25 protein-coding genes and 1 tRNA gene are annotated in these 20,367 nt (G+C 69.8%); 22 read left to right on the top strand and 4 right to left on the bottom strand.

Going from position 1 to position 20,367, the window contains the following annotated elements; all coding sequences use genetic code 11:
- Nucleotides 1-28 precede the first annotated feature (28 nt).
- From ACQEVJ_RS11625 to ACQEVJ_RS11595, 7 genes are all read left to right on the top strand, one after another.
- Nucleotides 29-1,489 carry a replication initiator gene (locus ACQEVJ_RS11625; RefSeq protein ID WP_433100033.1) on the top strand — a complete coding sequence of 487 codons (1,461 nt, stop codon included), beginning with the start codon at nucleotides 29-31 and terminating at the stop codon, nucleotides 1,487-1,489.
- Nucleotides 1,486-1,692 carry a helix-turn-helix domain-containing protein gene (locus ACQEVJ_RS11620; RefSeq protein WP_357021916.1) on the top strand — a complete coding sequence of 69 codons (207 nt, stop codon included), beginning with the start codon at nucleotides 1,486-1,488 and terminating at the stop codon, nucleotides 1,690-1,692. Before ACQEVJ_RS11625 ends, ACQEVJ_RS11620 begins: the two co-directional genes overlap by 4 nt.
- A 102-nt stretch (nucleotides 1,693-1,794) precedes the next feature.
- Entirely contained in the window at nucleotides 1,795-2,844 is a 1,050-nt protein-coding gene (locus tag ACQEVJ_RS11615) for a tyrosine-type recombinase/integrase (RefSeq protein ID WP_433100031.1), read from the top strand.
- Nucleotides 2,845-3,204: 360 nt separating this feature from the next.
- Entirely contained in the window at nucleotides 3,205-3,648 is a 444-nt protein-coding gene (locus tag ACQEVJ_RS11610; RefSeq protein ID WP_433100029.1) for a hypothetical protein, read from the top strand.
- 183 nt (nucleotides 3,649-3,831) lie between these two features.
- Nucleotides 3,832-5,049: a helix-turn-helix domain-containing protein gene (locus tag ACQEVJ_RS11605; RefSeq protein ID WP_433100027.1), complete on the top strand. Its 1,218-nt coding sequence runs from the start codon at nucleotides 3,832-3,834 to the stop codon at nucleotides 5,047-5,049.
- A 442-nt stretch (nucleotides 5,050-5,491) separates the two neighbouring features.
- Nucleotides 5,492-5,839, top strand: coding sequence for a hypothetical protein (locus ACQEVJ_RS11600; protein ID WP_433100025.1), 348 nt, complete (start codon nucleotides 5,492-5,494; stop codon nucleotides 5,837-5,839).
- Nucleotides 5,840-5,852: 13 nt separating this feature from the next.
- Nucleotides 5,853-6,089 carry a DUF397 domain-containing protein gene (locus tag ACQEVJ_RS11595; protein WP_433100023.1) on the top strand — a complete coding sequence of 79 codons (237 nt, stop codon included), beginning with the start codon at nucleotides 5,853-5,855 and terminating at the stop codon, nucleotides 6,087-6,089.
- Between the two features lie 129 nt (nucleotides 6,090-6,218).
- On the opposite strand, the gene ACQEVJ_RS11590 is transcribed toward ACQEVJ_RS11595, so the two are convergent.
- The gene (locus ACQEVJ_RS11590) at nucleotides 6,219-6,563 is read right to left on the bottom strand and encodes a hypothetical protein (protein WP_433100021.1); all 345 of its coding nucleotides are present in this window, start codon (nucleotides 6,561-6,563) and stop codon (nucleotides 6,219-6,221) included.
- A 116-nt stretch (nucleotides 6,564-6,679) separates the two neighbouring features.
- Between ACQEVJ_RS11590 and ACQEVJ_RS11585 the strand changes: the two genes are divergently transcribed.
- The 14 genes from ACQEVJ_RS11585 to ACQEVJ_RS11520 all read left to right on the top strand — a co-directional run bounded on the left by ACQEVJ_RS11585 (nucleotide 6,680) and on the right by ACQEVJ_RS11520 (nucleotide 19,175).
- Nucleotides 6,680-8,344: a hypothetical protein gene (locus ACQEVJ_RS11585; protein ID WP_433100020.1), complete on the top strand. Its 1,665-nt coding sequence runs from the start codon at nucleotides 6,680-6,682 to the stop codon at nucleotides 8,342-8,344.
- Nucleotides 8,345-8,370: 26 nt separating this feature from the next.
- On the top strand, nucleotides 8,371-8,562 hold the full coding sequence (locus ACQEVJ_RS11580) for a hypothetical protein (RefSeq protein WP_433100018.1): 192 nt from the start codon (nucleotides 8,371-8,373) through the stop codon (nucleotides 8,560-8,562).
- Complete coding sequence (locus ACQEVJ_RS11575; protein ID WP_433100016.1) at nucleotides 8,559-8,906, top strand: hypothetical protein; 348 nt, start codon at nucleotides 8,559-8,561, stop codon at nucleotides 8,904-8,906. The genes ACQEVJ_RS11580 and ACQEVJ_RS11575 overlap by 4 nt, the downstream gene beginning before the upstream one ends.
- A complete protein-coding gene (locus tag ACQEVJ_RS11570; protein WP_433100014.1) occupies nucleotides 8,903-9,865 on the top strand; it encodes a hypothetical protein in 963 nt (320 codons plus the stop codon). Before ACQEVJ_RS11575 ends, ACQEVJ_RS11570 begins: the two co-directional genes overlap by 4 nt.
- A gap of 16 nt (nucleotides 9,866-9,881) precedes the next feature.
- Nucleotides 9,882-12,107 (top strand): hypothetical protein, encoded by a 2,226-nt coding sequence (locus ACQEVJ_RS11565; RefSeq protein ID WP_433100012.1) that lies wholly within the window; start codon nucleotides 9,882-9,884, stop codon nucleotides 12,105-12,107.
- A 155-nt stretch (nucleotides 12,108-12,262) separates the two neighbouring features.
- The gene (locus ACQEVJ_RS11560; RefSeq protein WP_433100010.1) at nucleotides 12,263-12,829 is read left to right on the top strand and encodes a hypothetical protein; all 567 of its coding nucleotides are present in this window, start codon (nucleotides 12,263-12,265) and stop codon (nucleotides 12,827-12,829) included.
- Nucleotides 12,826-13,119, top strand: coding sequence for a WhiB family transcriptional regulator (locus ACQEVJ_RS11555; protein ID WP_433100008.1), 294 nt, complete (start codon nucleotides 12,826-12,828; stop codon nucleotides 13,117-13,119). The genes ACQEVJ_RS11560 and ACQEVJ_RS11555 overlap by 4 nt, the downstream gene beginning before the upstream one ends.
- Nucleotides 13,120-13,230: 111 nt before the next feature.
- Nucleotides 13,231-14,115, top strand: a complete 885-nt coding sequence (locus tag ACQEVJ_RS11550) for a hypothetical protein (protein WP_433100006.1) — start codon at nucleotides 13,231-13,233, stop codon at nucleotides 14,113-14,115.
- Between the two features lie 37 nt (nucleotides 14,116-14,152).
- Nucleotides 14,153-14,734 carry an AAA family ATPase gene (locus tag ACQEVJ_RS11545; RefSeq protein ID WP_433100004.1) on the top strand — a complete coding sequence of 194 codons (582 nt, stop codon included), beginning with the start codon at nucleotides 14,153-14,155 and terminating at the stop codon, nucleotides 14,732-14,734.
- 14 nt (nucleotides 14,735-14,748) lie between these two features.
- Entirely contained in the window at nucleotides 14,749-16,176 is a 1,428-nt protein-coding gene (locus ACQEVJ_RS11540) for an ASCH domain-containing protein (RefSeq protein ID WP_433100002.1), read from the top strand.
- 291 nt (nucleotides 16,177-16,467) lie between these two features.
- A complete protein-coding gene (locus tag ACQEVJ_RS11535) occupies nucleotides 16,468-16,929 on the top strand; it encodes a hypothetical protein (protein ID WP_433100000.1) in 462 nt (153 codons plus the stop codon).
- Nucleotides 16,930-17,050: 121 nt separating this feature from the next.
- Nucleotides 17,051-17,308: a hypothetical protein gene (locus tag ACQEVJ_RS11530; protein WP_433099998.1), complete on the top strand. Its 258-nt coding sequence runs from the start codon at nucleotides 17,051-17,053 to the stop codon at nucleotides 17,306-17,308.
- Entirely contained in the window at nucleotides 17,305-17,715 is a 411-nt protein-coding gene (locus tag ACQEVJ_RS11525) for a hypothetical protein (RefSeq protein WP_433099996.1), read from the top strand. Before ACQEVJ_RS11530 ends, ACQEVJ_RS11525 begins: the two co-directional genes overlap by 4 nt.
- Nucleotides 17,716-18,209: 494 nt before the next feature.
- Nucleotides 18,210-19,175 (top strand): hypothetical protein, encoded by a 966-nt coding sequence (locus ACQEVJ_RS11520; protein ID WP_433099994.1) that lies wholly within the window; start codon nucleotides 18,210-18,212, stop codon nucleotides 19,173-19,175.
- 71 nt (nucleotides 19,176-19,246) lie between these two features.
- Here the strand turns inward: ACQEVJ_RS11520 and ACQEVJ_RS11515 are convergent.
- The 3 genes from ACQEVJ_RS11515 to ACQEVJ_RS11505 form a co-directional block, all read right to left on the bottom strand.
- Nucleotides 19,247-19,328 (bottom strand) — tRNA-OTHER (locus ACQEVJ_RS11515).
- Between the two features lie 37 nt (nucleotides 19,329-19,365).
- Nucleotides 19,366-19,740, bottom strand: a complete 375-nt coding sequence (locus tag ACQEVJ_RS11510) for a hypothetical protein (RefSeq protein ID WP_433099992.1) — start codon at nucleotides 19,738-19,740, stop codon at nucleotides 19,366-19,368.
- Between the two features lie 45 nt (nucleotides 19,741-19,785).
- Entirely contained in the window at nucleotides 19,786-19,935 is a 150-nt protein-coding gene (locus ACQEVJ_RS11505) for a hypothetical protein (protein WP_433099990.1), read from the bottom strand.
- A gap of 38 nt (nucleotides 19,936-19,973) precedes the next feature.
- Here ACQEVJ_RS11505 and ACQEVJ_RS11500 point away from each other — a divergent pair, with 38 nt between their 5' ends.
- Nucleotides 19,974-20,339, top strand: a complete 366-nt coding sequence (locus ACQEVJ_RS11500; protein ID WP_433099988.1) for an STAS domain-containing protein — start codon at nucleotides 19,974-19,976, stop codon at nucleotides 20,337-20,339.
- Nucleotides 20,340-20,367 lie beyond the last annotated feature (28 nt).

Genomic DNA, 20,367 nt, shown 5'->3' with positions numbered 1-20,367 from the left:
GTCCTACGACAGGAGGGAGGTACCGATCATGAGCGCGAATGACGAACACGATTGGATGACCGACCTCGTTCGGGTCATCAACGCACCTGGCTATGACCGGTGGCGCTCGATGGTGGCCGCGACAGGCGGCTGTTCTCACCCGATCCACCTGGCCGGCGAGTCAGCCATCGTGGACGCGGGCACCGGCGAGGTCCTGCACAGCTACACCACAGCCGACGAGCCGGGCGGTCGCCTGCTCATCGCCTGCGGCAACCGGCGCGCCTCGGTGTGCCCGGCCTGCTCGGAGGTCTACCGGGCCGACACCTTCCACCTGATCCGCGCTGGCCTATCGGGTGGGAAGGGCGTCCCGGAGACAGTCAGCTCCCATCCGCGGGCCTTCGTCACGCTGACCGCTCCGTCCTTCGGCCCGGTCCACTCCCACCGGGACGGGCGTGCCTGCCGTCCCCGGAAGCGTGACAAGGTGTGCGAGCACGGGCGGCCGGTCGGCTGCCATGCCCGGCACGAACCACGAGATGACCAGCTCGGACAACCCATATGCCCGGACTGCTACGACTACATCGGGGCCGTTCTCTGGCAGGCACACGCGGGCGCTCTGTGGCACCGCTTCGCTCTGGCCATGCGCCAAGAACTGGCCGCACAGATGGGAATGAGCCGCCGCGCCTTCGGCAAGGAGGTACGCGTCTCCTTCGCCAAGGTCGCCGAGTATCAGCGGCGCGGCCTCGTCCACTTCCACGCCGTCATCCGTCTCGACGGCCCGGCAGGAGCCCACGAAGCCCCTCCCCCATGGGCCGACCACGACCTACTTGCACGGGCGGTCCCGCCAGCGGTCGCCCGTGTCCGCATCTCCTCACCCGAAAGCGACCTCGGACAGTGGGAGCTGACCTGGGGCGACCAGCTCGACATCCGGCCCATCCTCCTCGACGAGAAAGCGGAAGGAGTCAGCGAACGGGCGGTGGCCGGCTACATCGCCAAGTACGCCACCAAAGGTGCGGAAGCTTCCGGCACTGTCGATCATCGCGTGTCGTGCTCGGCCTGCGGCGGTCGTGGGCGGCTCACCCTGACCGCTACCTGCGGGCGCTGCCACGGCACCGGATTCAAACCCGGGCTCCATCTGGACGCGCTGCCGGTCACCGACCATGCCCGGCGCATGATCCGCACCTGCTGGGACCTCGGCGGACGCCCGGAATTCGCCGCGCTACGCCTGCGGCCGTGGGCGCACATGCTCGGCTTCCGGGGCCACTTCTCCAGCAAGAGCCGCGCCTACTCCCTCAAGCTCGGCGACCTGCGCGGCGCTCGCGCCCAGCACCGCGCCGCCGAAGCACGCGAACGCCACGGGCTGCCCGCCCTCGGCGACGCGACCACGCTCGTCCTCGGCCACTGGCGCCTGGCCGGGATCGGCCACACGGCTGGTGAGGCGATCATGGCCGAGCACATCCGCCAGCGCGTCCAGGCCGCCCGCGCCATCAGGGCAGAGCGCGAGGGCGGATGACCCCACCCCCATCCGCCGATCGGCGGCTCTACCGCATCCCCGACGCCATGCGCCTGCTCAGCCTCAGCCGCAGCGTCATCTACGAACTCATCCGCTCGGGGCGACTCCGCTCCGTCCGGCAGGGCCGCACCCGGCTCATCCCGGCCTCGGCCATCGACGACTACATCCGACTACTGGAGAAGGAGGCAAAGAAGGCATCATGACCGCCCGACGCAGCAAAGGAGACGGCGGCCTGCACTGGGACGAACAGCGGCAACGCTGGATCGCCTCGGTGACCCTGGGCTACTCCTGCGGGGAAACGCATCGTGAAGAAGGCCAGCGGCAAGACCAAGACCGAAGCCAAGGCCAAACTCAAAGAGATCACCCGCGACCACGAGGACGGGCTGGCCATCGCCCCAACCAACTACACCGTGAGCGACGCCGTGACCTACTGGCTCGCTCACGGCCTGGGCGGCCGGTCCCCCAGCACGGTCCGGATGTACACCACGTTCGCGGAGACCCACGTTCTCCCGGCGCTCGGCGCGCGCAAGCTGCGCGACCTGTCCGTGGAGGACGTGGACTCCTGGCTGGCCAGCAAGAAAGGAGAGCTCAGCACACGGTCGCTCAAGCTGATCCACGGCATCCTGAACCGTACGGTCAAGAGCGCGATGCGCCGCGACAAGGTGAAACGGAACGTCGTCGACCTCTGCGAGATCCCGGAAGGGCGCGCCGGTCGTCCTTCCAAGGCGCTCACGCTGGCACAAGCTCAGGCCATCCTCGACGAGGCGGCCAAGGCCAGCCCACGCATACGGGCGTACATCGTGCTCTCGCTGCTGATCGGCGCTCGGACCGAGGAGCTTCGCGCGCTCACCTGGTCGCACGTCGTCGCGTACGACGAGGAGCGGCAGGCATGGTCGCCCGTCGCCGAGGCCGGCTGGGACCACGAGGAGTTCGCCATCCACGTCTGGCGCTCGGTCCGGCAGAAGGGCGACACCAAGACCGTCAAGTCCCGCCGATCCCTCAAGCTGCCCCGCCTCTGCGTCGACGCCCTTCACGCCCTGGCCGACAAGCAGACCTCCACTGAGTCCGATCTCGTCTTCTGCACCAAGACCGGAACGGCGCTCACCGCGCACAACGTACGAAGCGACTTCCGGAAGATCCTCGACAACGCCGACCTCACCGGCAAGGACTGGTCACCGCGCGAGATGCGGCACAGCTTCGTCTCGCTGCTGTCCGACTCCGGCGTTCCGATCGAGGACATCTCCCGCCTCGTCGGCCACCGGAACACCGTGGTCACCGAGACCGTCTACCGCAAGCAGATCCGCCCGGTCCTCATGCAGGGTGCGGAGAAGATGGACAGCCTTTTCGAGGCATAGTCACTCAGATAGTCACTCGGTCCGCGAAAACAAGATCGGCAATACGCCGTTTCACCAGGTGGGCGGTACTGGGTTCGAACCAGTGACCCCTCGCTTGTAAGGCGTTTTGGCCTGAGCGCTGTAGCCACTTGCGTATTCCCACCTGGGAGAACAGCGAAAACGGTAAAGGCGAGTGGTCACTAAGCGATCTCTGTGTGAGGTCGCCGATGGCGCGTTCCGGCCGTCAGGGGGTGACCGAATTTCCTGGGCACTTAGACCGAAAACCGGGGTAACGATCCGGTCTCCTTCGCTCGCAGCGTAACCCCGCACGGTAGACGATCCGTCTACAGACAGTCATGCCCGCGAGCGCCGGAGACCTCGATGTCCGAGCAACCCCCCGCCCCGCAACAGCCGTCGCCCGCCAAGCACGGCGCGCTGATCGCCTTCGGCGTCGTCGGCGTGCTGGTGTTCTTCGCCGTCATCGGCGCCATCGCCAGCTCCGGGAGCCACGACGAGCAGGGCCCGCCCATCGACGTGTCGACCATCGGCAGCAACATCCCGGTGTTCTACGACGTCACCGGGACCGCGGCCGCAGTGAGCCTGACGGTCCGGACCGCCACCGGGACCGAGCAGGCGTCCGGGGCGTCCCTGCCGGTTCACCTGTCGATCCCGATGAGCTCGGGTGACTTCGTGTACGTGTCGGCGCAGAACGCCGGTGAGTCGGGCACGGTCTCCTGCTCGATCACTGTGGGCGGGCGGGTGATCTCCTCGAACGAGTCGTCGGGGGCGTTCGCGATCGCGAGCTGTGAGGGGACGGTGCCGTAAACCGGAGGCCGCCTGCCGGCGTCTCACAGGTGAACCCGTGCCCAGGGTTGGGCCGCTTCGCTCCGGCGGGGCGGCCCTTCGGCTCTTCTCGGCCGCACACGATCACCCGCGAGCTCTGGACATACGTAAGCCCTGCACGCCAGCCTGAGAGATGTCCAGTCGCTCAAGGAGGTTGCAGGGCCTATGCACGAACCTAGCACGACAGCGGACTTCGGCGAGAGGGTGCGCTTCTACCGCGAGGCCGCCGGCATGTCCCGCCCCGTGTTCGGGGAGTTATGCGGCCGCTCCAAGGACTGGGCCAAGGCCATTGAGAACGGAGACATCGGCATGCCCGGCTTGAAGCTGCTCATCCGCATGGCCGAACTTCTCGACGTCAGCCTCGGCCAGTTGACCGGCATGCAGCAGCTGTCCGAGACCACATACACCAAAGTGCGTCACGAGAAAGCCGCCGAGATCGCGCGCTTGCTCGCGACCTATCCCATCATCGACCGCGACAGGGAGCCCGTGCCGGCCGCCGAGCTGACCGCGCAGGTCGCCCAGGCCTGGCAGGTGTGGCACGGCTCCACCTGCCAGCGGGATGCCATCGCCGTGGTCCTTCCTCGGCTCCTGGACGACGCCCGTCGCGCGGCCAAGTTGCACGAGGGCCGCGACCGGCGCCTGTCCCTGACCGCGCTCGCGCAGGTCTACCACCTGGCCCAGCTCTACCTGTCCTTCCAGCCGATGCCGGAGATGATCTACCTGACCGGTGACCGGGCGATGCAGGCCGCGCAGGACGCCGACTCCCCGCAGGCCGTCGCTGCCGCCGCGTGGTACCTCAACCACGTCTACCGGGACGCAGGAGAACAGGCCGAGGGCCGCATCGAGCTGGCGCATCAGGCGTCCCGCCTGCTGTCGCCCGACCGCGACGAGACCGACCGCAGCCTGTACGGGCTGCTACAGCTCGCCGTCGCGCTGTCGTACGCCAAGACCGGCCGCCGCGGCGACGCCGAACGGCACTGGGACGAGGCCGGCAGAGCTGCGGACTCCCTGAGCGGCCACCATCCCTGGTTGTTGTTCGGCCGCGGCATGGTGGACGCCTACGCGGTGACGATTTACAACGATCTGACGCACGCCTACGAGGCCACCCGGCAGGTCAACCGGTTGGACCTGCGTCGCGCCGTCCCGTCCCTCACCCGGTCGAGTTACCACCTCATCGAGGCGGCTCGTGCCTACCACCTGCGCAAGGAGCCGATCGCCGCGATGTCCTTGCTTCGGCAGGCGTACGAGATGTCGCCCGACACCAGCCAGTACAACCTCTTCACGAGGTCGGCCGTGCTGCAGATGATGACCGGTCCCACTCCTGCCGTGCGGGACGACGCCCGCGCGCTGGCGCGGAAGCTGCGACTTCCGGAAGCGGCGTGAGGCGGGTCTCGGACCAGCCGTAATAGGGGGAGGATTCTTCCCCCTCCGCATGGGGGGAGGCACCCTCCCCCACGACTGTCCGAGTCAGGCGCAGCCTACGAACTGTGCGTAATGACCCGACTACTTCTGTCCCCCGTCCTGACCTGACGACCGTCGCCGCGGAGAAACTCGGAGACCTGCGAAACGAGCTGGCTGCCCGGCACCACATCCCGGGCGGCCCGATCTCCGCAAACGCAGGCACCGCCGTCCTGAGACTCCCCGGACTCTCAATCTTCTGCCACAGCGGCCAACGGTTCACCTGGGACGACGGGCGTGATGAGCACCAGCAGGTGAAGCTCGGCAAGGCGCCCGTCGAGCCGCTACACACAGCGGCCGACCTCATCGCCGCCCGCTGGCGCGAGGTGCACGGCTACCAGCCTGCCCCTGCCCGGAGGGCAGGCTGATGGTGAACCTCGCGACCGTCATCAGCCACTTCCCCCGTCTGCGCGCCATCGCGTACGGCCCCCTCACCACCGCGCCGGCGATCCCCAACCAGACCGGTCACCATTGCTTCACCAAGACCGGCCCGGACGGCGAACACATGATGCTGGTCCTGGGCGCCGACATTCACCGCGCGGTCGAGACCGTCAGCACGGACGGCAAGGTCACCGAGGAGACCACCACGCCCCTCGGCGGCCGGTCGCTCGCGTTCCTGTCGGTGTGGTACGCCGAGCGGTGCGCAGCGATCCTCGCCGAGGGCTGGCAGCCCAGCACCGTCACACCACCGCTTGAGGTCCCGCCCCATCCATGAACAGGAGAAGAGCATGAGCGCGACAAGTCTTCCCGCCGCCAACTGGTTCAAAAGCAGCCGCAGCGCCAACAACTGCGCTTGCGTCGAAGTCGCCATGCTGGACGACGGCAACGTGAGCGTGCGCGACAGCAAGGACCCGGACGGCCCGGCCCTGGTGTTCACCCCGGCCGAGTGGGACGCCTTTCTCGATGGCGTCCGCGAAGGCGAGTTCGACCGCAAGCCAGCCGCGTCCGTCACGGCCGCCGTCTGACACACATGAGCCCCGGCCTCGCGGCGTGACCGGCGTGGCGCGCTGCGAGGCCGGTACCACAGCCGTACACGCGAGAGCGCCCCGCTCCCTCATCGATCGCCTGGAGGAGCGGGGCGCTTTCGCGTGTGATCAGTCGTCGAGCAGCCCGGCGGCCGCGGCCCGCTCGCGCACCACCTCAGCCATCTCCCGTAGAGCCGCCGCCTTCTCCACGAGCGCCGCCCGCCTGCGCTCGTCAGGGGCGGTGGGGGCTTCTTCCTCGGCCGCGGCCGCCGCCTCCCGCATGTGTGCGATCAGCACCGCGGGCGGGACACGCTCTGGCGGTTGGGCGTCAGGGGCGTAGAGCAGCCAGTCGAGGATCTGGATGAGCTCCTTGGTCCGGTCGCCGGCTCGTGCGGCGCTGTGGATGCCGAATGCCTCCCATCGCTGCGGGTCCATCCGCAGGTGGCGGCCTGGGTACTTGGGCTGATTCGGCACGGGATCACGGTAGTCGGGGGTAGAGGAGGGGAGCAATGTTCGGCTCCTCACGGTTGCAGGTGTAGACATACCGAATCTAGGGTGTAGACATACCCCTGGTCTACTGGAGGACTTGCATGGACGCGACCTCCGTCCCCGGCAAGATCAAGCAAGCCGCCGACGCAGTCGCGGCCTTCACCGACGCCCACCCCGTCGGCACCGTCGTCCTCGGCGTGCTCGGCCTGCTGCTCCTCGCCCTGGCATTCGTTGCCCTGCGCGCCGCCGTCCGGGCGGTGGTCCGGGGGCTCCGGACGCTGATCGCCCTGATCCGCGCCTGGGCCGCCGACCGGCCGAGCGAGGACATCCTGACGATCGTCGCCGCCAGCATCGCCACGGGCGTCTCCGCCCAGGGCATGTGGCGGTTCTTCGGAGACGTGCTCGGCTTCAGCGGGCCCATCCGCGTGGGGCTGTTCGCGTTCATCGAGGTGGCCGTCGTCACCAGCGCCGTACGGGCGCGCCGCAACATGCGGGAGAACTACTCGGCCGGCATCGACGGCCTGGCCGTGTGGGTGCTGACGTCCCTGTCGGCGGTGCTGTCGAGCATGGACGCAGGCAGCGTCGCCGAGGCCGTCTTCCGTCTCGCCGCGCCGCTCGTGGCCGCCTGGCTGTGGGAACGCGGCATGGCCATCGAACGGCACCGCATCACCGGCCGGGGCCGCATCCACTGGCGGCTCACCCCCGAGCGGGTCCTCGTCCGGCTCGGCCTGGCCGAGGCGACCAGCCGCACCGCGGGCGAAGTTGACGTGCAGCGGCGCCTCACGCGAGTCGCGCTGGCGGCCAAGCGGGCCCGGGCGCTGCGCGAAGCCGGCGCCTCCGACCGCAAGCTGCGGGCCGCGATGGCCAGGCTCGACAAGGCGATGGACGCCGCGGTGGAGTACGCCGCGCTGGGCCGCGACCAGGCCCGGCAGGAGGCGCTGCGGGAGGAGATCGCGGCGCTGTTGAGCGCCGAGCAGCTGCTGGACGTCGCCCCGGCGAGCGCCTGGACCACCCCCGAACAGCCTCCCGAGGAGCCGGTGGAGATGGCCAAGGAGGCGCAGGCGGCGATCGCCGCGTACGAGGAGTGGCGGCGGCCCAAGCTGATGCCGTTCCCCCTCACGCCGGCGCGCACTCTCGTCGCCCAGAACGTGGCTGTCCCGGTGAGCGTCAGCGCGAGCGTCAACGGCCGGCCGGTGAACGGCCACGCGACGACGCCGTCGCGCACCGCGCCCGACCCGTCGACCGTTCTCCTGCCCACAAACCCCGTGAGTGAGCCGGTGAGCGTCGGCGAGCCGGAGAGCTGGCCGCTGAACGAAGGCGACGTCCTCACGATCACGCACACGGGCGACGGCTCCGGAAGTGAGCAACCGCGTGAGGACGACGATGAGGAGCGCGACGAGCGCGGCAGGCCCAATGAGCAGGACAATCGCCGCGCCGAGGACTGGATTCGCCGCCAGTGCCGCGGTCAAAACGGCGTCGGCCGACGCCCCACCTGGAGCGAGGTCGGCGACCGCTACGGCTTCAGCTCCGGCTGGGGTGGCCGTCGTGTGCGGGCCGTGCAGGACCGCATGACCGCACAGGGCTACACCTTCACCGACGACGGCACCGTCCTCGCGCCGAGCAAGTCCATCACGCCGGAGCCGGATTCGGGTGAGCGCGAAGCACCCGCCGAGGAGACGGCCAAGACGCAGCTCCTTGAGGACCTCGGGCTACCCATCGACGATCCGGCGCCGTACTCGCAGGGCCCGGCCTCTGCCGACAACTGACCCCTCTGAACGAACGGATGTGAATCGTGAACTGGCTTCCTGGCCTCTGGCTCGCCCTGTTCGGCGCGATCGTCGCCCTGGTGTGGGCCCGGATCACCAAGTGGTACGAACTGGTGCTCCTGGGCGGGTGGGGTCTGATGACCGGCGCCCTGCTCGCGGGAGCGCACTCCTGGAACTCCGTCAGCATCAGCCGCCTGTGGGGGGTGTTCTTCGGATGAGTGTCTCCCCGGGCCGTCGTGAGTTCCTGGAGCGGTGGTGGTCGTTCCGCCCGACCGGCACTGGTGTGCTCATCCTCGGCGGCCTGGTGGTGGGCTGCCGGCTGCTGGGCCTCCCCCTCGCCGCGGCAATCGCCCTGCCCATCCTGGCGGGGGCCGGACTAGCGGCCGTGCTCGCCGTGGTCGAGTTGTCCAACGAACGCGCCAACCAGAGCATCGCCGGGCAGGGCGACGAGCCCTCGCCCGCCGAGCAGCCGACTGCGGGCGGCTCGACCGTGTACGCGGTCGACGAGCAGGCTGACCCGGTCCGCCGCGTTGACCTGACCTCGGGCGGCGACGAGTCATGACCGGCGGTGAGCTCGTTGTGATCGCGACCGCGAGCGGGCTGGTCTACGCTGCGGTCGCGCACGTCAAACAGCGCGATCCCCTGCGAGCAAGTCGCGGGCGCGCCGGGCGGGGCCGCGGCCCTGGCGGTGGTCGGCGACCGGCTCGCGGCTCGCTGCTGGTGAAGTTCTACAACTCCACCGGCGCGCCCCCGGTCAAGGCCGCCACTGCGAGCGAGGCCGCGGCCGAGCTCGCCGGCCGCCAGACCGGCCGGGCCGCCCGGGCGCTGCACGAGTGGAGCGGGCGGCGGTGGACCGAACGGGCCTCCCGCCGTCCGGAGCAGTCGGCCCGCGACAAGTGGCGCACCGTCGGCGGCCAGGCCCGCACGTGGGCGAAGGCTCGCGGTGAGCATGCAGGCACCCGGTGGAAGGCCCGCCTCCGCCGTGACAAGACTGCGCCGGCGGCCGCCCCCGAGACGCCGAAGCCGGCCTCGCGCCCCGCACCGGCACCCTCCCCGAAACCGGCGCCCAGCTCCGCGCCGGCCCCGCGCGCTACAGCACCCGCACCGAAAGGCACCCCCACGATGTCCGAGACCTCCACCGCAGAGGCAGCCGCGGCCGCCGAGTCCGGAGGCGTCGCTGCGCCTCCGCTCGACTGGGCCGTCGTCGTCAGCCGTGTCGCCAACTTCGTGCCCGAGGACGACGCCGCCTTGGTCGCGTTCATGTCCGGGGAGACCACCGCCGTGCTCGCCTACGCCGAGGCGCTCGTGCAGTGCCGCGAGAACTGCGTCAACGAGGTCGGCCTGGACCCGACCGCGGTGTCGGGCATGACGTCCTACAGCGAGCACATGTCGGACGCGGCCCAGCGCCTGGCCGAGGCCCAGGCTCAGTTCATGGCCGTCTACGGCGAAGTGCTGAACCTCGCGGCGTCCGGCGTTCAGATGCCGTACCGCGGCCGGTTCTTCACCGGTAACGCCTCCTGAGTTGAAAGGAACCCGGGTGCGTACCTCGACGCGTCCCCAGGCGCACGAGCCCGACATCACCACCGCCGAGGCGGCCGAGCAGCCACGTCCCCGCCGTGCGCTGCTCGGCCGCGCCGTCGGCTGGATTCAGGCCGACCACCTGCGCCGCGGCCCGCTCGCCCTCATCGCCGGCACCTACGGCGCCGCGGCCGGTGCGCACGCCCTCGACCTTCCCGCTTGGCCTGGGCTGCCCTTCACCGTGTTCGCCACGCTCGGCATGTACACCCGGAGCATGAATCTTCCCGGCGAGCAGAACCCGCTGCTCACCGCCTTCGCCACCGCGGCCGGTGGCCTATGGCTGTCGGCGGCGACGCAGTGGGGCGTCACCTCCGGTCCGTACGGCCTCACTTCCTGGCTGGGGGCCGCCACGGGCGCTTTGACGTACTACGCCTACCGCCAGGACCCTGCGATCCGGACGGCGATCGCGTGGGAGCAGGCCAAGGTCGATTGGCACCGCAAGGCCCCGCTGTACGGCTTGGCCGGCAGTCACATGGTCGACTGGCGGGAGACACGGCTCGGCGAACAGATGGAGATCGACACCGTCGGGACCCGCCGCCGCGCCTCGCAGATCGTTGGCGGTGACATCGAGGAGCGCATCGCCGAGATCGAGGGGTTGAAGACGTCCCGGGTGAAGGTCCGCCGCCCCGACCGGGCGGGCCGCATCACGATCAGCATCCGCTACAAGGACCCCTGGGGCCAAGACCTCCCGCACCCGCTGCTGGATCCGACGCCGGAGATCCCCCTGCCCCGGGTGGCCGACGTGCGCGAGCCGCTCATCATCGGCATGGACCCGGAGACCGGGCGGCCCCTCGAGGTCACCATGTGGGACGAGGAGGGCGCCAAGCGGGTCTTCGTCGTGGCCACGACCGGTGGTGGGAAGACCGTGCTGCTGTCCAATTCCCTGGAGCGGCTGACCGCGGCCGACAACGCCTGGGTCATCCTCATCAACGTCTCCAAGGGCAAGGAGGCGCGGCGCTGGCGCCGGGCGTGCGGGGCGTCGGCGTGCGGCCCGGCCGAGCGGGTCAAGGCCCTCAGGTTGCTGGAGATGGCCCGGCACATCATCGACTACCGGGGCGCGGCCGAGGACGGCGACGAGGCCACCATCGAGCCCCAGCCGGACCAGAAGGCGGTCATCGTCGCGGTCGACGAGATCGACAAATTGCTCGGCCCGAACGACCGCATCGGCATGGCCACCCGCGCCGAGTTCGAGTACCTCACCGGCACCGGCCGGTCGGAGGCCGTCGGCGTGCTCGCGGTGGGACTGCGCGGCACCGTGAGCAACCTGGGGTCCGGTGACATCCGGGCCAACATCGACCAGGTCCTCGTCGGCAAGGTCAACCGCAGGAGCGAGATGCAGCACGCGGTCGGCGAGTACGGCCTGACCCTGCCCGACATGGGCCGCTACGGCGAAGGCCACGCCGGTGTCATCCTCGCGACCGACATGAGCGGCCACTGGTCGAGCGGCCGCACCTGGCGGCTGGACAAGCTGACCGACATCGACCGCCTCGTCGAGGGCCGCCAGGCGGGCGAGCTCGAGCCCGGCCTGATGGCCTACCTGCGCGAGCGCATGGGCTCCGATCTTGTGGACGCCCTGCTGTCCACCGAGCCCTGGCAGCCACGTCGTACGAGCTCGACGCCCACTGCGCGGCCGGCCTCGGCCGCTCCCACGATGACGGAGGTCTCCCCGACGCCCTCCGATTACGACGACGCGGACCCGGGTGCCGCGGCGCGCGAGAAGGCCCGGGCGACACTCGCCGCGGCGGGAAGCACGCTGGATACGACCCTCACGGCCGGGGAGCGGCGCGCGCTGGCGATCGCGCGCAGGCAGCAGGCGGCCGAGCAGACCGAGATCGAGCCGGAGCTGCGTGAGCTGCTCGTCGACATGCTGGGCCGCCCGTACGGCACGACTGTGCGGGAGGTGGAGGCGGCGATGCAGGCGGCCGGCTACGAGCGGGGCGTGTCGAAGACGGGGGCCTGGAGGTGCCTGGACCGGCTGCGGTTCGAGAACGTCGCCGAGTTGCGCGGTGCGGGCCGGGCGGCGCGCTGGTATCTGGCGGTGCCGTCGGCGGATGAGCTGGAGGCCGAGCTCGGCGCCGAGGACATAGACGATCCCGCGGATGACGTTGATCGCCTCGCGGAGGAGGCGGCGGAGCGCGCGGCCGAGGACCTCATCGACCGCTCCGGAGCCCCCCGAGGATGGTGACTGACAGTGACGGGTTTTCGTTTCACAGCCCCTCTCGGGATTCGTTTCACGGCCCCTCCCCCGCCCTCCGTATATGAAGCCAGACGGCCCCTGCTGGAACGAAACGATGCGACGCCGCCGCCTGTCACGTTCCGTGATCCCGCGTGGGGGTGCGCGTGAGCTGGACGAGTCAGGCCGAGGTGGCTGCCGACACCAGCGAGCTGGGCATCGCGGGACGGGGGATGTGCGGTCGTTGCCGGGCGACGGGGCTGCACCCCAGCGCGTACGCCCCGCTGACGGGCGCGACAGTCGCGCTCGGCACCTGGCCGCTGACCGGTAGTGGCGACGGGTACGTGCCGTTCGGCTCCGACCGCGACCTCGTCGACCAGCTGCTCGACTTCGGCATCGCCATCCTCGGCCGCTACGACCGCGTGGTCACGCTGGTGAGGATGATCGTCCTGCGGCGGGCGGAGCTGCTGGCGTGGATCGCCTCCGCCATCAGGGGCGACCCGGTCGAAGCGTGGCAGGCCGAGGTGGTCGACTGCACCACGGCGCTGGAGGTCCTCGCCGGAGTCCCCCGCCGACTCCGGGCTGCCGCGGGACGCGTCGCCGCCACTCCGGCCGCTCTGGGAGAGACGTACGCCGAGGTGTACCGACTGGTCGCGGCCGGGCGGGTGCTGCCGTACAACGGCCGCTGGCTCACCGGAGAGGTGATCCTGGCCGCAGACGAGAAGGCACCATGACCCCCGACGCGCTCGCCGAGCTGTTCGCCCTCGCAGGGGACCCGGGCACGGCGTGGATGGACTGGGCGGTGTGCCCGGAGACGGACCCGGATCTATTCTTCGCCGAGCAGGCCGACCCGGTGTCCACCGGTCTGGCGAAGGCCGTGTGCGCCGGCTGCCCGGTCGTCTCCGAGTGCCTGGCGTACGCGCTCGAGCACGGCCTGACCGGGGTGTGGGGCGGCACCTCGCAGGACGAACGCAAGGCCATGCGCAGGTCGCGGGCCCGGCGTGAGCTGGGCTTCGCCGCCTGACCTTTTGGAGACACCCCCAATCAGTGGGCATTTTCTGGGTATAGGTGCTGGGCATTTAGTGGGCATCCTGCTTCAATGCTGGTAGATGCCCTCACACGGAAGCGAGAGCCGATGCCCGCCAACGCCACGCCCCCCGACGCGAGCATCATCACGGCCGAGCTGCGACAGCTACTCCGAACCGGCCTGCCCGTGAGCGGGAACGCCTGCGGAGACGCGCTCCTGGACCTGCCCGGCGTACGGTCCCGCGCCGCCGACCCGGGCGAGCGGGCCAGCCGCGCGAGGGCCTTGGATGGGCTGCTCCGCTGGCAGCTCGCCCACTTCCAGCACACCGAGCTGGCGGATGCCGCGCGGCTGCTGTTCGGCGCGACGCGGGAATCCGCCGGGATGACGCTCACCGAGCGCCGGACGGTCGCGGCCACCGCCGCCGACTACGAGGTGCATCACTTCCGGAAGCGGATCGAACCGAAGATCACGGGGTTGCTCGCCTGGCAGCTCCTGGCAGACTCGGAGAACTTCGCCGCGACCCGGGCCACGGCCCCGGCGCTCGCCCCCGCCCTGACCGGGCCGCTGCGGCTGCCCGCGGACGTGTTCGCCTGGGAGGTGGCCGAGCACGAGGAGGCGCTGTCGCGGCTGTGGAGCGGCGTCTACGCGCTCCGCGCGGACCTGCTGGCCGTTGCCCGGCTCGCCAGCATGGACGCCGGCCAGGACCAGGTGCACGCGGCCGCAGACGCGGCCCTGCGACGGTACGCGGAGCTGATGGCGGCCGCCTCGACTTATCGGGCCGCCTACGGGGATGCCCTGCTGCACGCCGACGGGCCGATGCCGCCCGAGCATCTGGCCCGTCTCGCCGGATGGGTCCCCCCGCTGACCGACAACCAGATCGAGACGCTGACGGCGGCCGCCGGCCACCCCGCCGGGGTGGCCGCTGCCCTCGCCCGGGACCCCGACCTGATCGCCGTCTGGCGCGCCACCCTGACCGACGCCAAGGACGGCTGACCCGCCCCCTGCCCTACCACGTGCGAAGGAGACCCTGTTGAGCACCACCGATCCCGCCGCGCTGCTGACCAGCACCGAGCCGCGGCGATACGTCATCACCGGCGGCCCGTCCGCCGGGAAGGAAGCCGTGTTCGCCGAGCTGCACGCGCGCGGCCTGCCCGCCTCCGAGGGTGAGCCTGCCCGTGAGATCTACCGCAAGCACCGCGAACGGCTCGGCCGCCACCTCCAGGTCGGCGACCGCCGCGACTACTCCCGGGAGGTCCTCGCCGCGTTCGTCGCCGAGTTCTGCGACCACAAGACGGGCCTGCGGTTCTACAACCGCGGCATCCCCGACGGGTACGGCTGGGACCGCTTCTTCGGGCTGGGCCCCTACGCCGAGCTTGAGGAAGCCACGCGGGTCTACCGGTACGACGGGGTGTTCGTGCTGGACCCGCTCGACGACCTCGACTCCGAGGACGACCTGGTGTGGGCGAAGGAGCGGGAGATGCGGCGCGTCCACGAGCTGATCATCCAGGGGTACTACGACGCCGGGTACCGGCCGGTTTTCGTCCCAGCCGACGAGGCGGCCGCCCGGGTCGACTTCATCGTCGCCAACGTCCCCGCACCTCCCACAGCGTAGAAGGAGCGTCTTCCGTGAGCACGGATCTTCTCGTCTCCCCGAACAACGTCACGGCCAACGCGATGCTCCGCGCGGTGGACATGATCCGCCCGCGGTTGCAGGCCACCCACCCCGAGCGGGTCGCCCTGTGCGTCGGCACGCAGATCAACGGCACCCCGCACCTGGGGACCTCTCTCGTGCAGACGGCGGCGTTCCTGCTCGCCAAGGCCGTCAAGCGGACGTTCAACGTGGACACCGTCGTCAGGTTCGGCGCCCTGGACAACGCGCCCTACGACGTCATGCTGGACCCCGAGACGCATCACGCCTACCAGCAGACCTACTTCCATGCGCTCGGACGGGAGGAGATCGACGACCTGGTGGAGAAGTACTACCGGGCGTTCTTCGACTCCCTGGCTGACGCCACGGGCGTGGACTACGAGATCGAGACCTACACCACCCAGCAGGCCGACCCCACTTTCCGGCACGAGTTCCTTGCCACGCTCGGGCGCCTGGAGATGATCCGCTGGCCGCTGGCCCCCTCGCACGGCGTCGTCCACGTCCGGTTCCCCTGCCCGCAGTGCGGATGGGCGGAGAAGCGCGCCGAGCGCACGCGTCTGATCGCCGTTGGTTCCGGGGGTGCTGAGTTCGCCGCGGTCTGCACCGACCACGGCGAGTACACCGTCAGCGTCACGCCGGACTCGCCGGCCTACATCGACCTGGCCACCTTGTATCGGAACCTGGTCAAGGAGCGGGTCGCGGCGAGGGACTCCGTCACGTTGTCGGTGATGGTCAAGGGCGGGGACTGGGCGTTCGGCTGTCAGCTCGTCGACGAGGCCTTCGCCCAGCTTCCCGGGCCGCCGCCTCCGCCGCGTATCTTCACGCCGATGGTCCTCACCGACACGGGCGCGAAGCTGTCCAAGTCGCTGATCCGGGCGGGCAAGGTCGCCCTCCCGACCGGTGCCGCCCCCTGGATGCTCGACGTCACCGCGTGGGAAGGCACGGTTGACGACTACGTGGACTGCCTGGTGTGGCTGGTCGGCCTGATGCTGTCGGATCCGAAGCATTTCTACCGCTCGTACACCACTCAGGAGGTGGCACGTCTCATGTCCGCCCGCCCCACGACCGCCGCCGCGCCGAGGGCGCGGGAGATGAACCTCTACCGCCGCTACTTCGATCTCCTCGCCGCGGGGCGTAAGACGATCGAGGTGCGGGTGCGTTACCCGAACCTGCGGAATCTGGCCGCTGGGCAGCACATCCGCTTCCTGTGCGGGCGGGATGAGTGCCTGACCCGGATCAAGCGTGTGGCCGTCTACGACAGCTTCGAGGAGCTGCTGGACACCGAGGGCCCGGAGCGGGTCAACCCTGACTCGCCGCGCGCGCAGCAGCTCGCCAACATCCGCCGTATCTACGGTCCGGAGAAGGAGGCGCTCGGCGTGCTGGCGATCGAGGTCGAGCGCGTCTGAGCCGGAACGTAGAGCCGTCACCCGTCCTCCCCGCGCCGGGAGGACGGGTGATCATTGTCCGGGGTGATCGTACGGATGGGCGGCGGTGGCGGGTGAGGGGACCGGCGGGGTTCGGCTTGCGCCGGTGAGAGTCCGCCGGTCCCGGTCGGCCGATCAGCCGAGGTTCCCAGCGTAGTTCTTTACCTGGGAGTTCTTCCATTCGGGGCAGAACTGTTGTATATTTGGGGTGTCGGGAGGGGGGTGAGAGCCCCGACCGACAGGCCGATCAACCCTCACGAGAGGAGCCGGGACATGCGGACCCGCCACCACCTCCCCATCGTCTCGATCCGCCTCATGGGCGCGCACGAGACCCGCGTGCTGCCTGAGGCGGACGCCATTCACGTCCTGATCCCCGGACTGCTGGTCGTCCTGCGCGACCGGGTCGCCGCCTGGCAGATGCTCCGGGTCTGGCGGCGCGCCGCGCAGCAGGCGGACGCCGTCTTCAACGGCCAGACCGCCGCCCCCTACGAGGTCCCCGGCTGGAAGGACGGCAGCATGCTGGTCCACAGCGCGGTGTCCCTGACCGGGATGCTGAGCGGGGTCCAGATCTACGGCCGCACCCCCAAGCACTCCCCCAGCGGCTGCGGCGAGCTGAAGGTCCAGGTGGGTGCGCTCCGGATCGTCTGCGACGACCGGGCGGCGTTCGACCGGCAGGCCGCCACCTGGGAGCAGGCCGCCGCCCTGGTCCCCCAGGTCTGGCCCGACACGCGGTGACCGGGCGGGCCCCCGGCCCGCCCCTCCAGCTCGTCCACAGAACCCGGCTCGGCCCCACCGGCCGGGCCGCCACCCGCGCACCCTCTCCCGAGACCGAACACCCGCCGAGGGGACCACACTCATGTACGAGATCAGAGACGACCGCCAGAACCTCATCGACCGCCGGCCTACCTTCGAAGAGGCCGAACAGCGCCTGGACGAGATCGCCCGTCAGGCCACCGAGCAGGCCGCGGCGAACGCCGAGGGCACCGCCGGCATGACGCTCGCCTGGACCATCGTGGACGCCGGCACCGGCGAGGTGGCCGCGACCTTCAGCATGACGCCGGACACGACCATGCCGTACCACTCGGCCATCCTCGACGAGGGAGACGAGGCGTGATCCCGCACGACCGCCAGGCCGTCGACGGCCAGGCCGCCGCGCAGCTGCTGGGCATCAGCTACAAGACGTGGCGCAACACCGGCGGCGCCGAGCGCTTCGGGTTGCGGCCGTTCAACCCGGGCCGGCGCAAGCTGCTGTTCGACCGGGCGCAGGTCGAGGCGGCCCGGGCCGGCCGCGAGCTCCCGGTCTGGCCGGTAGGCACCCGCCAGCATCCTGACGACCTGCTCGACGGGCCGGAGGCCGCCGAGTACCTCGGGATCGATTACGGCACGTTGCGGCGCTACCAGCACGAGGAACGCCTGGCGGCCGTGGAGGTGTGCGGGGTGCCGCACTTCCGCCGCGGCGACCTCGACGAGCGCCGTGACCACCCGGGAAAACCAGGCCCTCGTCCAGCGGCGCCAGATTGATCATGGAGAGCATCCTGAAGTGGACGTTAAGCCTTCGTCCCCTCCACTATGCGGCGGACAGGCGAAGTCGACCTTCAGGAGGACGTCTTGACCGGGCCACACCCACTGTTCTGCAACCTGGTCCGGGACCAGGAATACGTGACGTACCTGGGCACCGAACCTGGGCGCCACATCCTCGTCTCGGACCCCAGCGTCGGCGGTCTTGCCGTCGGGTGGCGGCGCGACACTGAGTGGTACCACTGCGCGTACCACGATGCACCCTGGCCGAACCCGCACCTCACGCGCGGGGCCGACTGGCTGGAGATTGCGCAGCGTCTTCGGTCCGCTGCCGCCGGCTGAGAACTCGCCAACATCAGGAAGGCGCCTCCCGCCGTCGTACGGCGGGAGGCGCTCGGCGATTACCAGACCGGGAAGGTAGGCCAGGGGCATACTGGGACGTTCCGATCACCCCTCGCGAGGAAGCGATGACCGTCCCCGGCCCTGACCCACAGACCATGAAACGACTGGCCTTCATCCGGCTGCTTCATCAGCAAGGTGTCGAACAGTCGCACCTACCCGAGCCGCTGATATTCAGCAGCATCCTGTCGTTCCACGACGCAGTCGAGCTGTTTCTTGTCCTCACTGCCGAGCACCTCAGCGCTTTCTCCCAGCAGAAGGCCAGGCAGATCAAGTTCGAGGACTACTGGCCCGAGCTTCACCCGAGCAAGCTCGCCAATGGCGTTGAGTTGGCCGGCAAGGTGAGCATGAGCACGCTCAATCGCCATCGAAACAGCCTCAAGCATGCGGGAGTGATCCCCAGTCGGCAGGCCGTCGAGCAGGCCCGCGCCGACGTTCGCTCCTTCTTCCAGGAAAATACGCCGAAGGTGTTCGGCATCCCCTTCGACGGGATCGATATGGCCGACATCGTTCCCCAGGAGGAGATCCGGAAGCGGGTCAAGGAGGCTGCCGCCAAGGAGGCGGAGGGTGATCGGGGGGAGGCCATGGCCGTCCTGCGCGAGGCACTTCGGGATCTTCTTCATGAGCTGGAGAAGCCGGACCGTTGGTATCGCTCGCCCTTCACCTTTGGCCCGGACATCATGTGGCCAATGAATGAGCGTGATATCTACAGCGTGCTGTGGCGTGAGGATACCCATCAACATCCGGCGCCCCGACTCCCTGCCAGAGGGGTGGGCGACCTTGCTAGCCAGATCAGCAACGTGACCAGCGCGGTCATGGAGATGCAGGCAGCTCTGCGCATCATGGTGATCGGTATCGACTACCACCGCTACCAGCGGTTCAGGAAATTAACTCCTCATGTACAGCGCACGTTCGGTGGAGGCAGAGACCGCAGTTTTCCACCGAACTACGCCCCGAACCGTGATGAATACGACTACTGCTTCAACTTTCTGATCTCCGCAGCTCTGCGTGTAGCTGACTTCCAAGCCCACACCGTCCTGCCGTCGTGGGAAACAGACGCTTAGCTGCAGGGCGCAACCTAACGCAAAGAGCACCCACCCCCGGGGAAGGGGGCGGGTGCTCAGGGTTGTGTGGGCGCTCTCGGCGAGGACTCGAACCCCGCGTCTCACCGCGCTCGGGGGTACACGCAGTGGTCCTGCCAGTTGAACGACGAGAGCACTGGGAGAACGAAGCCCCCGGCGACCCGGGCCCCGATCAGGACGTCCGCTGGGCGCGCACGAACCCCGGCGCCGGGTCCACGGCCGGCGTCACGCCGAGCGGCAGCAGCACCATCAGCGCGGCGTTGAGCGCCACCAGGAGCGCGCCCTGGGTGACGCTGGAGATGTCGAACCCGAACGCCACGATGCCGGTCAGGATCGTCTGCACGGCGCCGGTGAGGGCGCTGACGACGAACGGGCGGGTGGCGACGGCGACCCAGACGGCCACGGCGCCGGACAGGATGGTCACGGCGGCGTCGGCGATGGTCGGGGTGAGGCCCCAGGCCTGCACGCCGGGGATGGTGATGAGGAAGGCGAGGACGGCCTGGATGGCGTGCAACCAGACGGCCGGCTCCCTACCGAAGATCTTCATTTCCCCTCCTTGGGGGCAGCCCGCCGCACCTCGGCGGGACGCGCTTCAAACTCGGAGCAGGGCGGTCACGATGGCCTTGAACAGGTCGTCCTTAGCCCGCTCCTGTGGGGGCAGGTCGGCGTACGGGACGGGGGCACGGTGCCGGACGGCGGCGGCGTGTTCGGACCCGAGGCTGACGGGTAGGTCAAGGACCACTTGCCTGCCCTGTCCCTGCAGGCATGAGGGAGTTTCGCATGCCAGTCGATCCCAAGCCGGTCCTCACCGTCGCCACCGGCCGGGACGCCGGCGTCATCGTGGTACGCGTCGCCGGTCAACTGACGGCCGTGTCGGTTGCGTTGCTGCGTACCCGGCTGGGCAGTGTCTGGCAGCTACCGGACGTCTCCGTGGTCGTCATGGACCTGGCTGAGGTCGTCTTTTGCGATTCGGCCGGGCTGGGCGGTCTGGTGGATGCTTGGCGGGACAGCCGCGCGAGGGGCATCCGGTTGATGCTGGCCGGCGCCGGGACGCAGCTGATCCAGGTGCTGGAGCTGACCGGGTTGGACAGCCTCTTCGAGATTCACCCGCAGGTGGCCGCCGCATTGGGCGTGGCTGCCCAGTAGCGCCGGCCAGGGCGAGGTGCTCCTCCGG

The sequence above is a fragment of the Microbispora sp. CA-102843 genome, assembly GCF_050936215.1.
Lineage (GTDB): Bacteria > Actinomycetota > Actinomycetes > Streptosporangiales > Streptosporangiaceae > Microbispora.
This window is presented reverse-complemented; position numbering and strand designations above follow the sequence as displayed.

Excerpts from the sequence above, each read along its gene's own strand:
- ACQEVJ_RS11625 (WP_433100033.1), top strand. The coding sequence starts at position 29 with ATGAGCGCGAATGACGAACACGATTGGATGACCGACCTCGTTCGGGTC.
- ACQEVJ_RS11620 (WP_357021916.1), top strand. The coding sequence starts at position 1,486 with ATGACCCCACCCCCATCCGCCGATCGGCGGCTCTACCGCATCCCCGAC.
- ACQEVJ_RS11610 (WP_433100029.1), top strand. The coding sequence starts at position 3,205 with ATGTCCGAGCAACCCCCCGCCCCGCAACAGCCGTCGCCCGCCAAGCAC.
- ACQEVJ_RS11605 (WP_433100027.1), top strand. The coding sequence starts at position 3,832 with ATGCACGAACCTAGCACGACAGCGGACTTCGGCGAGAGGGTGCGCTTC.
- ACQEVJ_RS11600 (WP_433100025.1), top strand. The coding sequence starts at position 5,492 with ATGGTGAACCTCGCGACCGTCATCAGCCACTTCCCCCGTCTGCGCGCC.
- ACQEVJ_RS11595 (WP_433100023.1), top strand. The coding sequence starts at position 5,853 with ATGAGCGCGACAAGTCTTCCCGCCGCCAACTGGTTCAAAAGCAGCCGC.
- ACQEVJ_RS11585 (WP_433100020.1), top strand. The coding sequence starts at position 6,680 with ATGGACGCGACCTCCGTCCCCGGCAAGATCAAGCAAGCCGCCGACGCA.
- ACQEVJ_RS11575 (WP_433100016.1), top strand. The coding sequence starts at position 8,559 with ATGAGTGTCTCCCCGGGCCGTCGTGAGTTCCTGGAGCGGTGGTGGTCG.
- ACQEVJ_RS11570 (WP_433100014.1), top strand. The coding sequence starts at position 8,903 with ATGACCGGCGGTGAGCTCGTTGTGATCGCGACCGCGAGCGGGCTGGTC.
- ACQEVJ_RS11555 (WP_433100008.1), top strand. The coding sequence starts at position 12,826 with ATGACCCCCGACGCGCTCGCCGAGCTGTTCGCCCTCGCAGGGGACCCG.
- ACQEVJ_RS11550 (WP_433100006.1), top strand. The coding sequence starts at position 13,231 with ATGCCCGCCAACGCCACGCCCCCCGACGCGAGCATCATCACGGCCGAG.
- ACQEVJ_RS11535 (WP_433100000.1), top strand. The coding sequence starts at position 16,468 with ATGCGGACCCGCCACCACCTCCCCATCGTCTCGATCCGCCTCATGGGC.
- ACQEVJ_RS11530 (WP_433099998.1), top strand. The coding sequence starts at position 17,051 with ATGTACGAGATCAGAGACGACCGCCAGAACCTCATCGACCGCCGGCCT.
- ACQEVJ_RS11520 (WP_433099994.1), top strand. The coding sequence starts at position 18,210 with ATGAAACGACTGGCCTTCATCCGGCTGCTTCATCAGCAAGGTGTCGAA.
- ACQEVJ_RS11510 (WP_433099992.1), bottom strand. The coding sequence starts at position 19,740 with ATGAAGATCTTCGGTAGGGAGCCGGCCGTCTGGTTGCACGCCATCCAG.
- ACQEVJ_RS11500 (WP_433099988.1), top strand. The coding sequence starts at position 19,974 with ATGCCAGTCGATCCCAAGCCGGTCCTCACCGTCGCCACCGGCCGGGAC.